General features: G+C 40.1%; 9 protein-coding genes and 1 pseudogene. 7 read left to right on the plus strand and 3 right to left on the minus strand.

The genetic code is table 11. From position 1 onward, the window contains the following. Window positions 1-237 precede the first annotated feature (237 nt). The 3 genes from GR929_RS19580 (at window position 238) to GR929_RS19590 (ending at window position 6,415) form a co-directional block, all read left to right on the plus strand. On the plus strand, window positions 238-2,334 hold the full coding sequence (locus tag GR929_RS19580) for an alpha/beta hydrolase family protein (protein ID WP_159523071.1): 2,097 nt from the start codon (window positions 238-240) through the stop codon (window positions 2,332-2,334). 25 nt (window positions 2,335-2,359) lie between these two features. Continuing rightward, the gene (bglX, locus tag GR929_RS19585) at window positions 2,360-4,636 is read left to right on the plus strand and encodes a beta-glucosidase BglX (RefSeq protein ID WP_159523073.1); all 2,277 of its coding nucleotides are present in this window, start codon (window positions 2,360-2,362) and stop codon (window positions 4,634-4,636) included. A gap of 120 nt (window positions 4,637-4,756) precedes the next feature. Next, window positions 4,757-6,415 carry an FAD-dependent oxidoreductase gene (locus GR929_RS19590; protein WP_201301066.1) on the plus strand — a complete coding sequence of 553 codons (1,659 nt, stop codon included), beginning with the start codon at window positions 4,757-4,759 and terminating at the stop codon, window positions 6,413-6,415. Window positions 6,416-6,422: 7 nt separating this feature from the next. Here GR929_RS19590 and GR929_RS22210 read toward each other — a convergent pair whose 3' ends face one another. After that, complete coding sequence (locus tag GR929_RS22210) at window positions 6,423-6,557, minus strand: helix-turn-helix domain-containing protein (RefSeq protein ID WP_159523091.1); 135 nt, start codon at window positions 6,555-6,557, stop codon at window positions 6,423-6,425. A 238-nt stretch (window positions 6,558-6,795) separates the two neighbouring features. Here GR929_RS22210 and GR929_RS19600 point away from each other — a divergent pair, with 238 nt between their 5' ends. Together GR929_RS19600 and GR929_RS19605 are read left to right on the plus strand one after the other, a co-directional pair. Beyond that, the gene (locus tag GR929_RS19600; RefSeq protein WP_201301067.1) at window positions 6,796-8,211 is read left to right on the plus strand and encodes a sulfatase family protein; all 1,416 of its coding nucleotides are present in this window, start codon (window positions 6,796-6,798) and stop codon (window positions 8,209-8,211) included. A 163-nt stretch (window positions 8,212-8,374) separates the two neighbouring features. Then, window positions 8,375-8,719 (plus strand): annotated as a pseudogene (locus tag GR929_RS19605) (FAD-dependent oxidoreductase); the annotation flags it as partial. A gap of 7 nt (window positions 8,720-8,726) precedes the next feature. Here the strand turns inward: GR929_RS19605 and GR929_RS19610 are convergent. Next, window positions 8,727-9,566: a helix-turn-helix domain-containing protein gene (locus GR929_RS19610; protein WP_159523079.1), complete on the minus strand. Its 840-nt coding sequence runs from the start codon at window positions 9,564-9,566 to the stop codon at window positions 8,727-8,729. Window positions 9,567-9,674: 108 nt separating this feature from the next. Here GR929_RS19610 and GR929_RS19615 point away from each other — a divergent pair, with 108 nt between their 5' ends. Both GR929_RS19615 and GR929_RS19620 read left to right on the plus strand, forming a co-directional pair. Beyond that, window positions 9,675-11,903: a pyruvate formate lyase family protein gene (locus GR929_RS19615; protein ID WP_159523081.1), complete on the plus strand. Its 2,229-nt coding sequence runs from the start codon at window positions 9,675-9,677 to the stop codon at window positions 11,901-11,903. Next, window positions 11,903-12,670, plus strand: a complete 768-nt coding sequence (locus GR929_RS19620; RefSeq protein WP_159523083.1) for a 4Fe-4S cluster-binding domain-containing protein — start codon at window positions 11,903-11,905, stop codon at window positions 12,668-12,670. The genes GR929_RS19615 and GR929_RS19620 overlap by 1 nt, the downstream gene beginning before the upstream one ends. A 662-nt stretch (window positions 12,671-13,332) precedes the next feature. On the opposite strand, the gene GR929_RS19625 is transcribed toward GR929_RS19620, so the two are convergent. Then, complete coding sequence (locus GR929_RS19625; RefSeq protein ID WP_159523085.1) at window positions 13,333-14,727, minus strand: hypothetical protein; 1,395 nt, start codon at window positions 14,725-14,727, stop codon at window positions 13,333-13,335. Window positions 14,728-15,019 lie beyond the last annotated feature (292 nt).

Below are 15,019 nucleotides of genomic sequence, written 5' to 3' on the forward strand. Positions count from 1 at the left end.
CAAAATAAATAGTGAGCTTGGGGGTGGAGATGGAATAGATATGTCGCTACCAAGTTTATAGAACTAAAGATAGAATAGATAGGTTTTGTGTTTAATATTAATATACAGTGAGTTGCAATAATAAAGGAAGAAGATATTATGGGAATGTTTAAATCCATTTTTTGCCTGTTTTTTTTACTTTACTTCTTTTCCGTGTCATTTGCTCAGGATAATTTTTCGGTGTTAAATCCAAACTACATGAAGGACAAAGTTTGGATAAAATATACGGACAATCAGCATGCCTTGTATCAATATATTTATGATTTAGCAGGAGAATCTCTGGATGACCGACAAGTACAAATTTCCAAGCTCCAGTCTGTCGAAGATTGGCGGAGATATTTGGAACAGACTCGTGATAAACTTACTTCACCGGTTGCCAAATTTGAAAAGACACCGTTGAATGCAAGAATTACAGGTAAGCTTGAAAGGGAAAATTTCCGGGTTGAAAAAATTGTTTATGAATCGCACCCTGGATTTTATGTGACGGGAAGTTTGTTCATTCCTAAAAATATGAAGAACCCACGTCCTGCGATTCTTTATTCGGTTGGTCACTCGCAAAATTCTTTTCGCAACAAGGTATACCAAATTAGCATACATAATTTAGTAACAAAGGGGTTTGTTGTCTTTTCTTTTGATCCGATCGGACAGGGGGAGCGGACTCAATATTTGAATGAAGAAACCCAAAAGTCTAATATAGGAGGAAGTACACAAGAACATTCATTTGCTGGCGGGCAATGTTTATTAGCTGGATATTCTATCAACGATTACTTTTTATGGGATGGAATACGTGCATTGGATTATTTAAGTTCACGTCCCGAAGTTGATGCCACCCGGATTGGAATGACCGGCAGATCGGGTGGTGGGCAACAAACAGCAATGCTTTCAGCTGTTGATAAACGAATTTACGCTTCTGCACCTGAATGCTACATTACAAGTCACCGGCGCTTGCTTGAGTCCATCGGGCCACAGGATGCGGAACAAAATATGTTTAACGGATTGAAGCTTGGTATAGATCACTCTGATTTATTGATGGTTCGTGCTCCTAAGCCTACAATGATAATTACAACCACTCAGGATTTTTTCAGCATTCAGGGAGCACGGGAAACGTATGCTAATGCAAAGGAGATTTTCGGGAAACTGGGTCATTCAGAAAATATGACTATGGTGGAAGCTGACGGGCCTCATACTACTAGAAAAAAGAATAGGGAAAGTATGTATCGGTTTTTTCAAAAAAAATTGGAGCTACCAGGTTCATCTGAAGATTTAGAAATTGATTTATTCCCGGATGAGGAGCTACAGGCTTCTCCAACAGGGCAGGTTACCACTTCCTATCAAAGTAAAATTGTTTTTGATTTAAATAAAGATTTAGCCGGAGAATACATTAATCAGCGTTCAGTTACCGATCCTTCTAGCCTGAATAAAAATAAAAACGTCATTCTTCAAAAGGTTAAGGAGCTTTCCGGATATGATCCTGATCGGAAGATTGAGTCAGTGGTATTTACAGGTAAGATTGAGAAGAGAAATTATAAAATTGAGAAGTATTTTATTCAGAGTGAGGATTTTGAGTATCCCATTCCATTTGTATTTATCAAACCATACAGCAATGACAAAAGGCCATTGTTAATGTATTTCAACTCTACAGGAAAAGAGGAATTATTGAAAAACGAAGCAGAGATTGAGAAGTATATTGAAAAAGGTTATTCAATTTTGGCCGCAGATGTTCTGGGAACAGGAGAATTGAAAAATACGGATGAGCGAGGAGACGCCTTTATTCAAGGAGTTTCCTATAATCTTTTCATCGGAGCAAATCTCGTGGGCAAAAGCATTGCAGGTATCCAAGCCAGCGATATGCAGTTGCTTTTTAATTATATCAAGCAAAGGCCAGATGTTGACCCTGAAAACATTACTTCATTGGTAAAAGATGAACTTTGTTCTTCGTACCTGCATTTCGCCGCATTCCAGAATGAGATTGATAAAACGATATTAGTGAATCCTTTGGTTGCGTTTGAAGATATCATCAATAGGCGCTATTATCACCCCAAATATATTTGGACGGCAGTTCCCGGAGCAGTTCAATACTATGACCTGTCGTATCTGGAAGCATCACTTGCACCTTCCGAGTTGATAATTATTAATCCGGTTAATGCCAAAGGGGAGACGGTTTCTCAGGAAACGGGTATCAGAATTTTTTCCTTCCCGAAAAAGGCATTCGCATTACAAGGAGCGGATGATAAGATAAAAACGTTGTTTTCCGGAAAGAATAATCAGAGTGAACAAATAGAGAGAATACTTTAAAAAAAACAAATTAAAAAAAATTATAATGTTAAAAAATACATTTTCAGCAATTCTGATAATTGGCCTCGTTATGGTCGGTTCATCTGCAATCATGGCAAAAGGCGATGATATTTCGAATAAAGTTGAGGATTTGATATCAAGAATGACCCTGGAAGAAAAAGTCGGTCAATTACAACAGTATTCCACCCGATGGGAAATGACAGGTCCGGTGCCTGATGGAAAGGTAGCACAAGAAATGCATAAAAACATTAAAGATGGCTTGGCTGGTTCTATGTTGAACATAGCTGGAGCTGAGGCCACTCGTAAAGCACAAGAGATGGCTGTGAATAACAGTAGACTGGGAATTCCAATGATTTTTGGATACGATGTTGTTCATGGATATAAAACCATATTTCCTATTCCGTTGGCGGCAGCTGCAAGTTGGGATGTTGAAGCAGTAAAAACCAGTGCAAGGGTAGCTGCAAAAGAGGCTGCTGCTGATGGTTTACATTGGACTTTTGCACCTATGGTTGACATTTCGCGAGATGCACGGTGGGGGCGCGTAATGGAAGGAGCAGGCGAGGATCCTTATTTAGGATCTGTTATGGCAAAGGCTCAAGTTGAAGGTTTTCAGGGGGGAGATTTAACTGATGAAACCACCATTGCCGCATGTGCCAAGCATTTTGCAGCCTACGGCTTTGTTGAAGGAGGACGTGATTATAACATCGCTGATATCGGTGAGTCAACACTGAGAAATGTTGTTCTTCCTCCTTGCAAAGCATGCTCAGATGCGGGAGTTGCTACATTTATGAACTCGTTTAACGAGGTTGATGGAATCCCGGCTACTGGCAATGCTCATTTACTGAGAGATATTTTAAAAGGAGAATGGGGATTTGATGGCTTTGTTGTGTCTGATTGGGCTTCGATTGATGAAATGCGTTTTCATGGAGTGGCTGCCAATAAAAGTGAGGCTGCTCTTTTAGCGATCACAGCAGGTTCTGATATGGACATGGAAGGACATTGCTATTTTCCAAATCTTATTGGAATGGTCGAAAAAGGGGAGGTTGATGAAGCACTGATTGATGATGCAGTTCGGCGGATTCTGACTATTAAATTCAGGTTGGGATTGTTCGATGATCCATACCGATATTGCAATCAAAATGTCGAAGAGGTTTTCCTTAGTGCTGAACACCTGGAAAAAGCCCGTGATGTGGCTCGAAAAAGTATTGTTTTGTTGAAAAATGAAAATCAGTTGCTGCCATTAAGCAAAGAAAATAAGAAAATTGCGGTTATCGGTGATCTAGCCGATGACAAAGATACTCCGTTGGGAAACTGGAGAGGAAGAGGCGGACGAAATATGGCTGTATCGTTACTGGAAGGACTCCAGAATGCTGTCGAAAATAAAAGCCTTGTAACCTTTGAACAGGGACCTGTTTTTGCTGAAAACCTTCCTCAATTCGGGACTTTAGTACAAATTAATGAAACAGATCGAACAGGATTGACAGAAGCAGTTGAAGCTGCAAAAGATGCCGATGTGGTTGTGTTGGCATTGGGCGAAAATTGTTTCCAATCAGGAGAGGCAAGAAGCCAATCTGAAATTGGACTTAAAGGACTTCAGCAGGAGTTGCTTGAGGCTGTTTGCGCCGTGAATAAAAATGTTGTAGTTGTTTTGATGAATGGTCGGCCGATGGCTATTAGTTGGATGGCAGAACATGTTTCGGCAATCGTCGAATCCTGGCATTTAGGATCGGAAGCAGGAAATGCAATTGCTGATGTTTTATTCGGAGATTATAATCCTTCGGGTAAATTACCAATGTCTTTCCCTCGCACTGTTGGGCAATGTCCGATATACTACAATCATAAAAACACGGGTCGTCCGGCAGAGAATGAAGAAGACTATATGTTTACGACCAGGTATGTCGACGAAAAAGTTAGTCCGCTATTTTCATTTGGATACGGACTTAGCTATACAACTTTCGACTATTCAGGATTGGAGCTCAGCAATCGGGATATAACGAAGGGTGATACGCTGAAAGTTGCAGTTAATTTGAAGAATACAGGAGAAATGGATGGGACAGAAGTGGTTCAGCTTTATATTAGAGATTTAGTAGGAAGTGTGACTCGACCGGTAAAAGAGCTAAAAAATTTCAAAAAGGTTTTTCTAAAGTCAGGAGAGACAAAAAAAATTGAGTTTGAATTAACTGTGGAAGATCTGACATTCTATAGTAAAAAAGGCGTTTGGGAAGCTGAACCTGGCGAATTTCATTTATGGGTGGGGACAAACTCAAGCGAAGGACTCCAAAGCCAATTTTATTTGAAGTAAATCGAAAAACATTAGATTTTAAATCTGAAGTTTTGGTTGTGACGCATTGTGTTCGGTTGTTGATATGTGAATTTATATATGGAACAGGAGTGATAACTCTAACGAAATAATTTAATAAAAATGAATCGAATAAAAAGTCCGTTTTCAATACTAGTTTTACGTTGTACTATTATTCTTTTTCTAATGCCGGGGTTATCTTCATGCCAACGGGCTGGAAATAGCAACGAAGCTGATATCATTATTTATGGTGGAACTTCTTCTGGGTTGGCAGCAGCAATTCAGGCAAAGCGAATGGGGAAGTCCGTTATCGTTCTAGAACCTTCGGGAAGAATAGGAGGCTTGACAACTGGTGGACTAGGACAGACCGACATTGGGAAAAAACATGCCATTGGTGGTATTGCCCGGGAATTTTATCAGAACATCAGAAAGTATTATGACAATGCGGATAACTGGAATTGGCAGGATCGATCGGAATACAAAGATGGAGGGCAAACCAGAACCGGAGAAAGTGAAGATGCTATGTGGACCTTCGAGCCGTCCGCGGCTTTAATTGTATTTCAAAATATGGTCAATTCAGAAGCTATTGATATTAGGTTCAATCATAGGCTTGATCTAATCCAGGAGGTAACGAAGGAAGGTGGAAAGATTATGTCGATTTCCATGGAGAATGGAGAAGCTTTCCGAGGGAAAATGTTTATCGATGCAACCTATGAAGGAGACCTGATGGCAAGAGCAGGAGTATCGTATACGTTTGGGCGGGAAAGTGTCAGTCAGTATGGTGAGTCCCTAAATGGAGTGCAAACCAAACGGGCAACACATCATCAATTTAAGGATGGAGTAGACCCATATGTGATAGCAGGAAATCCGGAGAGCGGATTGTTGAAAAATGTTTTCGAAGAAGCAGGAGAAGAAGGCAGTGCAGACAAAAAAATTCAGGCATATTGTTTCCGGATGTGCTTAACTGATTTGCCCGAAAATAGAATTGCTATTAAGAAACCAGCCGGGTACGATGAGCAAGAGTATGAACTTTTATTTCGGGCTTTTGAAAAGGCAGATTTGTGGCCACTATTTATCATGTCGAAAATGCCAAACAGGAAAACGGACTCCAATAACTATGGCTGTTTTTCTTCAGATTATATCGGAATGAATTACGACTATCCGGACGGAGACTATGAGACCAGAGAGGCGATTATTAAAGCTCATAAAAACTATACGCTGGGATTGTTGTGGACCTTGGCTAATCATCCTCGTATTCCTCAAAAAATTAGAGATGAATATAAAAAATGGGGTTTGCCAAAAGATGAATATATAGAATATGATAACTGGTCGCCACAGTTGTACATTCGTGAAGCCCGCCGTATGGTTAGCGACTATGTGATGACGCAACATCATTGTACTCAGGATTCTATTTCCGCAGAACTGTCGGTTGGTCTTGGAGCGTATACGATGGATTCTCACAATGTTCAAAGATACCTTACAAGTGATGGATTTGTGAAAAATGAAGGGAACATAGAGGTCGGAGGATTTGGTCCCTACCCAATTGATTACCGTTCAATTGTTCCTAAAAAAGATGAATGTAGTAATTTGCTTGTGCCTGTTTGTTTGAGTGCAACGCACATTGCTTTTGGCTCTATCAGAATGGAACCTGTTTTCATGGTATTGGGACAGTCGGCAGCCACAGCGGCTAGTTTGGCAATTGACAATCAAGTGAATGTTCAGGAGGTTGAATATCGTCAGTTAAGAGAAAAATTGCTGGATTATAAACAGCGGCTCCAGTAGATTGAATTTACTTGAACCTCAGTTGGACTGCCGGCGACTGTTTTCTGTAAAGTCCTGGCGATTCTCCTGTTTCCTTTCGAAAAAGGTGATGAAAATTACAGGGGCTTTCAAAGCCGCATTCAAAAGCTATTTCATGAATTATTGCATCGGGTTATCGGTGGAATATGAACATCTAATTGAAATTTGAATTGAGAGGTAAAAATAATATTATTAGATTTATGTATTGAGCAATATGACATAACCTGAGAGAACACTAGGTGGTGGGGTTTGATTCAATCAACAAATATTTTGGCGATTATTTGTGTCGGGAATAATTTAACGTGGCTTGAATACTAACTAAACTAAAACAAATGAACCTAAAACGATTAAAACCTCCACGAATGTTACTTGTCTTGTATACAGTCGCTTTTTTTACAGGGATGAACCAATCGCAAGGCTCCAGTACTCAAAAACCTAATTTCGTTTTTATTATTGCCGATGATATTAGCTGGAATGATTTCGGGTGTTACGGAAATAAAGTTGTTAAAACACCCCATATCGATAAACTTGCCAGCGAAGGATTACTTTTCAATAATGCTTTTCTTACCGCCAGTTCCTGCAGTCCCAGTCGTTGCAGCATAATTTCGGGTAAATACCCGCATTCGAATGGTGCTGCGGAACTGCACACCGCATTACCCGAGTCCGAAATCCCTTTTCCTTTATTGTTAAAAGAAAACGGGTATTACACTGCTCATGCCGGCAAATGGCACATGGGAGAAGCAACACACCGGGCTTTTGATCGCTATACCGATGGAAACGGATATAATAACGGCGATGGCGGTGAAGCGAACTGGGTGCGATTTATTAAAGAACGCCCTAAGGATAAACCCTTCTTTTTTTGGTTGGCATCGTACGATGCTCATCGTCCGTGGGGCGCCGATACTTTTAAAATAACACATGATCCTGCAAATATTGAAGTACAGGTATATTTCAATGATACCCCGGAAACGCGGCAGGACATAGCCTCGTATTACAACGAAATTGTCCGTTTTGATTATCATATTGGGCTGGTTGAGAAAGAATTACAAAAACAGGGAGTGCTGGAAAATACCGTTATTATTGTTATGGCGGATAATGGCCGGCCGTTCCCGCGGTGTAAAACCCGGGTTTACGACAGTGGAATGAAAACACCTTTTGTGGTTTACTGGCCTGCGCAAATTGATAAAAAAGTAGGTCACACCGAAAGTCTGATTAGTGCCGTTGACATCGCACCTACGATTCTGGAAATCGCCGATGTTGCGGTTCCCAAAAAATACCAGGGAGTAAGTTTTCTGCCAATTCTGAAAAACCCGGAAGCAGAAGTCAGGCAGATGGTTTTTTCAGAACATAACTGGCATGATTATGAAGCACATGAACGAATGATGAGGACGAAAGACTTTCTTTACCTTTTTAATGCGCGACCAAATCTCAGTAATTGTGGTCCGGCCGACTCGAAAAGCTCACCAACACAAGCGTCGCTGAACGAACTGCGCGACCTTGGCAGCTTAACACCGGCACAAGCTGATATTTTTGTTACGCCCCGTCCTGTTGAAGAACTCTTTGACCTTAACCTTGAAAAAGAACAATTGCTAAATGTGGCTTCCCTAAGTCGTTATCATGAAAAACTGGTTGAAATGAGAGCTTTGTTAAAGAACTGGCAAAACGAAACCGGCGATACAACTCCTGAAAATTTAACCCCCGACTGGTTCGACCGTGAAACTGGAGAACGATTAAAAACAGAACAAATAAGAGGGACAATGCCCGGAACCGAAAACTAATTATACTTATGAGAAAACCACATTTTGTAATATTGTTTTTTATGCCAGTACAAAAGACGAAAAGACAACTTTTCAATTTGATCATCTAAATGATCGTATATGGATCGGTGAGGATTTGTTAACCGTATTATTTCCCATTGGCCTTTGATGGTCGGTTGGTTTAGTAGTGTATGCTATGGATTCACACAATGTTCAGCGCTATGTTGCAAGTGATGGATTTGTGAAAAATGAAGGGAACATAGAGGTCGGAGGATTTGGTCCCTACCCAATTGATTACCGTTCAAGTGTTCCTAAAAAAGATGAATGTAGTAATTTGCTTGTGCCTGTTTGTTTGAGTGCAACGCATATTGCTTTTGGATCTATCAGAATGGAGCCTGTTTTCATGGTGTTGGGACAGTCGGCAGCCACAGCGGCTAGTTTGACAATTGACAATCAAGTGAATGTTCAGGAGGTTGAATATCGTCAGTTAAGAGAGAAATTGCTGGATTATAAACAGCGGCTCCAGTAGACTAGATTTACTTGAACCCCAGTTGGACTGCGGTTGACTGTTTTCTGTAAAGTCCAGGCGACTCTCCTGTTTCTTTTCGAAAAAGGTGATGAAAATTACTGGGGCTTTCAAAGCCGCATTCGAGTGCAATCTCAAGAATACTCATAGGGGTAGAAACCAATAAATATTTGGCATGAGCAATGCGATGTTTGTTTAGCCAGGTTGTGGGAGTAATTCCCATGTACTTTTTGAATGTGCGTGTCATGTGCTCTTGCGAACGACCGCAAAGTTCAACCAGTTTTTTAATTCCAGATTTCAGGTATTCAGGATTTGTGGCTTCTTGCAATGCTTCTCGTAACCAATAGGGGGCTTCGTCGTGGAGAAGGGGGGTGCGGGAAGGGCGTAGTAACCTTAAAAGCCCATAAAGGAAAAATTCTGCATCTAATTGATCATGGTATCCTTTCTCGATATGAGAGGTTAGTTCCAGGAAGGATTTTTGTTCCGTCTCCGTTAGTTCAATACGAGCAGGCTCTGAATTTTTGTCTTCCCAGGCATCGAGTGGGAATTTGTATCTATCAATAAAAGACATAACAATGGAAGGTTCAATTGCAACATTGTAAATTGAGAGAGCACTATTCGTATTCGCTTTAAGTCCATGGATATCTCTTGGCGATACAAAAATAAGATCTCCCGATTTTAAATGCATGTCCGTTTTTGTTAGTGTTTGTTTGCCAGATCCTTCGATGATGAAAGAGCATTCATGGAAATCGTGAGAGTGAAGTTGCCAATGTTCTGATTCACGAGCATAAAGTCTGGCGAGATGAATCGATCCATTGGGGCAAATAGTTTTCCATTTCAAATTTTTCACAAGCATAATATCAATATATAGCACAAAGTTATCATTTGCTTGAACTTAAAGTATGTTTCGGTCGAGTATTTTTGTTTGGAAGACTAACGCAGATTTAAACATAGAAAAATGGCAGTTTATAGAGACGTTGATGTTTTAGGCCTGGATTACGCCAAGAAGTTTACACAAGCATATAAAGCCGGATCAGCTCAGAATAAATATGTGCGTGAATCCTTGTGTGAAGATGTTCAGTTTCCGAGAGTGCTGGTTTCACCTCGAAAGACGGATTTACTCTGTGGAAAAAGATTGTACCCGGAGGTGGGGTATTCTCCACAAGTTGGAGGAATGGGATTTTATTTTGACACGACGAGTTGGGATGGCGAAAACCCAGTAATAAAGTATTCTCAAACAGAATTGGAGGAATGGAAAGCCTTGAGGGAATTCTGGTCAAATGAAGCAACAGCAGCAAAATGTTTAAAGTCATTTTCTCCTGAAATAAGGGGAAGACTCCCTGGGGTGTACGACGGGGGTAAAAACTTAGATTATCCTGCTTACGCACTTTTTCGGATGTCGGGGTTGCAAGTCAATCTAAAGAAGTTAGGTAATATAGGAATTGGTGGCTTAGAGGAAGAAGTAACCTGCTTTCTCAATAACGCCAATGATCCAGAATCAGTCGCTTTCTTTCAAAGTGCACTTCATTCGGTTTTTCGAATAAAAAAATGCGTCGAATATTACATCGGCAAAGCCCAGGAGCTTCCTCCATCTCAGAAAACAGAAAAAATGCTTCGTGCCCTAAGCGGGATATTGTACCAAGCGCCTGCTACTTTTCATGAAGGCCTTCAGTTGGTTCTATTGGTTCAAACGATTGCCGGAGTCATCAATTTTGGTCGTCTTGATACGGTATTGGGACCTCTTTGGGAGAATGACCTTGCCACCGGCCGAATAAGTTGGGAGGAAGCGTTGGAGTTAATGGAGAATTTTTATACGATTATCGAAGAAGAAATTTGGCATTTTGACGGACGCATTGTCATCGGTGGAGTCGGAAGAGAAAACGAAGCGGCAGCTGATAAATTTGCAATGTTGGCCATGGAAACGACCGAACGATTAAGCCTTCCGATGCCCCAATTGACTTTGCGGTTTTACCAAGGCCAAAATGAAGAATTAATAAGTAAGGCTTATGACGTCATCGGACAAGGCAAAACATTTCCAATGCTCTACAATGATGATGTAAATGTTCCGGCTGTTGAAAAGGCTTTCAGGATTGACAGGCAAACAGCCGAACAGTATATCCCTTTCGGGTGTGGCGAATATATGATAGAAAATCGTAGCTGCGGAACGCCGAATTTCATCATCAATCTGCAAATGTGTCTTGAACTGGCAATGAATAACGGTCGAAGAATTCATGATCAGAAGCGATTGGCTCCTGACTACGGCGCAATAGCTAACTATCAAAATTTCGAACAGCTTTTGGGAGCATACGAAAAAACGGTGACTTATTTTCTTGAGGTTGGAGCTCTCGCTCAGTATCAGATTTATGAGGGGACCGGCAAGGAATGTCCTTTCTCGTTAATTAGTGTTTTATATGATAATTGTTTAGAAAAAGGGCGTTCAATATTTGATGGGGGAATTGAGTTCCTTGGTGGAACCAACGAAACTTATGGGAATAATAATACCGCGGATAGTCTGACAGCGATTGATGAGCTTGTTTACAGTCAAAGGAAATATTCGGCTGAGGAATTGCTAACAGCCTTGAAAGCTGATTGGCAAGGCTACGAAACGATGCAAAAAGCATTCAGGGAAGCTCCGAAATTTGGAAATGACAATGATACTGCCGACCGTATGCAGATGCGCGTCCATGATCATGTCTGTAACGAAACGCAGGGGTCAATAGTAGGGACAGGTCTTCATCATTTTTTGGTTGTAATTATAAACAACAATCACAATACACTCTGGGGAAGACAAACTTCTGCTTCGGCTGATGGACGAAATCATGGAGACCCCTTAGTTCCTGGTAATTCAGCTGCTGCGGGTAGTGATCGAAATGGATTAACGGCTCTTCTTAATTCGCAGGCAAAACCTGATCCGTCGATTCATGCTGGAGCAGTCCAGAATGTGAAGGTATCATCGGCTTTTCCAGCGAAAAATAAGGATTTGTATCGCGTGCTATTCAATACTTATTTTTTACAAGGTGGTACGCAGATAATGATTACCACGACTAATCGCGATGATTTAATTGCAGCACTCGAAACACCCGAAAAGTATGCGAATCTTTTGGTACGGGTTGGTGGTTTTTCAGCGAGGTTTATTGACCTTGATCTAGCTACACAGATGGAAGTTATTTCTCGAACGGAGTATTAATGTCTGATAACTTGAAAGGAATAATTTCAGATATACACCGAACGTCAGTAGTTGACGGGCCAGGAATTCGCACAGCTGTCTTTCTGCAGGGATGTCCTCTTAGATGTATTTGGTGCCATAATCCAGAAACTCAACAAATGAAAATAGGACAGTTTGGTAGCAGGGTTGTTGAACTGTCGGAAGTCGTCGCGGAGTGTAAGAAGGATCTGGCATATTATAATGTGAGTGGAGGAGGAGTAACCATATCAGGAGGTGAGCCTTTGATGCAACCCTTATTTACGTTAAAGTTTTTACAGGAATTGAAAAAGGCGGGCATTCACACTGCATTGGATACTTCGGGCTATGCATCGAGAACAATCGTAGAAAAGACGCTGCTTTTTACTGATCTGTATTTGTTTGATTATAAGGTTACAGATCCTTTGTCTCATTCTGAATTAACAAAGAGACCGCTGAAAGGAATTCTGGATAATTTAGAGTTTCTATTAAAAAATAAAGCAAGTGTAATTCTTCGTTGTCCGTTAGTTCCAGGAGTAAATGATCAGGAAGAGCATCTGCAGGCAATTGCCGGAATGGGAAATAAATATCCTTCATTAGTTCAAGTCGATATATTACCCTGGCACTCGATGGGAAATGTGAAGTATATAAAACTTGGAAGAAAAGTTGACTCTCACCTCCCGAGAGGAAATGTGTCAAAACAAATGATTGATCACTATAGGGCTTTTTTTATTGAGCATGGTTGTAGTAAGGTCGTTGTAAGAGATAGATAAGTGGTAGTTTGATTTTTCGGTACGATCATTTAGTGATGTTTGTGGCTTCTTAAAAAGTTTCGCGGGCGAAGCTGTTGCCCAAAAGATTGTATGATTTTTTTATCCCTAATTCTATTTTGCTTTCATGGGGAAAGTGCTTTAACTTGCCTGTAGTTAATATATTATTGTGTGTTTGAGATGTAAGGTTCTATGGGTTTTAGTGGTCTTGTAACCTTTTAAGATACAGTTCGAGGCAAAAATGCATTCAAATGCAGTCATCCAGACAAATCAGGAAATCAAGGATAGGTTTTTAAAGAATAATATTGAAACAATTAGTCATGAGTATTTTTGTAGGTGCTAATAATTCTCGGATATCTACATCTAAAACTTCAGCAATTTTTTTAAGGCCGGGATAGAATGGTGTATTTGTCAGACAGTAAAATTATTGTGGTAGCCCGGATGGAAGTAGCATCTACTAAATTGTTAACCGTATCATTTTTGACGTTTAGATCAACTTTAACGTCTGCTATTCTTTCTTATCGTCATTGATAGATTCCAAGAGGAACGATTAATTTATTGGTGACTTCGTCCAACAAGAAAACAGTATGAAAATCCCGATTTTGAAGCATAATTCGAATCTTATGAAAGTTTTTTTGATTATATGGTGTGGATCCCAACGATTGTTAATGGTAAATGATCAAAAATTGTGGAGTTTCTGTTAGCTTTAGATTTATTGTCTTTCCATTTATATCAGCATCTATTTTTTCACCATTTTCATGCTTGTCTTTCGGAAGAACGGAATAGGCAGACGTTGGTTTAAACCCTAAATCGAGCTGATAAGCAGAGGTTGCGCCCGTGTCGTTGCTTGAGTTAGTTTCCCTGGTCCAGAGCACATAAATCTTTTCAGATTTATTTGAATTTTCAAATTCGAAGCAATAGTTTTCATTGGTACCTGATATTTCAGCAAAAGAAATAACCTTTTTAAAAATCGAAGAACCCAGAATATTTTGTGCCAGTACCTGGTAGTAGAACGAAGGTTTTCTTTTCTGAGCCAGTCGATTGTCAAAGAAATAGCCGCTTGATGCATATTTAATGGTATCGTGGCTATTATGGTCCGAAGCCATATACATAAACGCTTTTTCAAATCCCATCTTTAATAAAATGAAGTAGGATCGGAGCAAATAATTGGCTTGTTGCTCAAAATCGATATAAGTGCATGAATGCTGTTTATTCTGGTCAATGTAGGTATCCCAACCAAACTCTGTCATCCAAAAAGGCATTCCCGGAATAGTTCGGTCCCTCCAGTTTAAAAGAGGAGTGAGCTTTTTTTCAAATCCGTATTTCTCGTTTTCGGGAGAATAACCATTAGTATCATCAGTGCAATACATGTGAATATTGACCACGTCAAATGGTACTTTTCCATTGGAACTATCCAATATTTTTTGAAGATATACCGTATCCTTTTTTGCCAGACCTGCAAGAACATGTTTAGCATTAGGGTCTACTGTTTTTATGCCAAGTAAGGGATGCTTGGAATTTGTTTGTACGCCTGTGCCGTCGTGAACTGCATTACAATATTTGGCGTAATGTTCCGCAGGCCATTTAGTTTCCCACCACCAGTAATCCGGTTCATTATCATCTTCATAATAGGTAATGTAATTAAGACCACTAAGTTTATCGGCCGTTTTTAGAAATGATGAATCAATTTTTTGAGATCCATATCGTGCGACCAGTTGGCTAACGAACTCAATTCTTTCCAGGTAATCGGTAGCTTTGGATCCGTCGCCCGAACTATTTGGAATATGATCCTCCTTACCTATCCATTCGGGAAGGTCTAAAACATCAATCAAAACATTCACTCCCAATTCGTTGCATTTTTCGATGAATTTTGTGTGGTGAGGCCAATTGTTCCCTTTTTGATCCTGCGTGAAATCATCCCATTTGAAATAGTCATTTGTACTTTCATAGTGAGCCCAATTGTGGTACTCCCGGATCCATTTCACACATTTAGACAAGTCTTCAAGGTAGTCTTGATCATAGGATGCTACATTGGTGTTTGCTCCCATAAAGTCAGACATTCGTATCGGTTTTGTTTTTTGAGCCAGGGAAAGATTTACGGACAGGTATGTTAAAATTATAAGGAGGAAAATTTTCATGATTTTTTGGTGTAGGTTGGTGAATTGATAAATGAAATATTGATCCGCTATGCTGCCATAGCGGATCAATTTAACGACTCTTATCCAAGTTAATTAGTCAATCCTTAAAAACAAAATAAATCACTGGTTATCAACAGGTAGTGTGAATAAAATCCGTGATTTCAAGGTGTTAAATTGCAAGGTTATTAGTAAATTAGGGAAAAAGCTTGCAGAA

Origin of the sequence: Sunxiuqinia indica (genome assembly GCF_009847015.1) — a bacterium.
Lineage (GTDB): Bacteria > Bacteroidota > Bacteroidia > Bacteroidales > Prolixibacteraceae > Sunxiuqinia > Sunxiuqinia indica.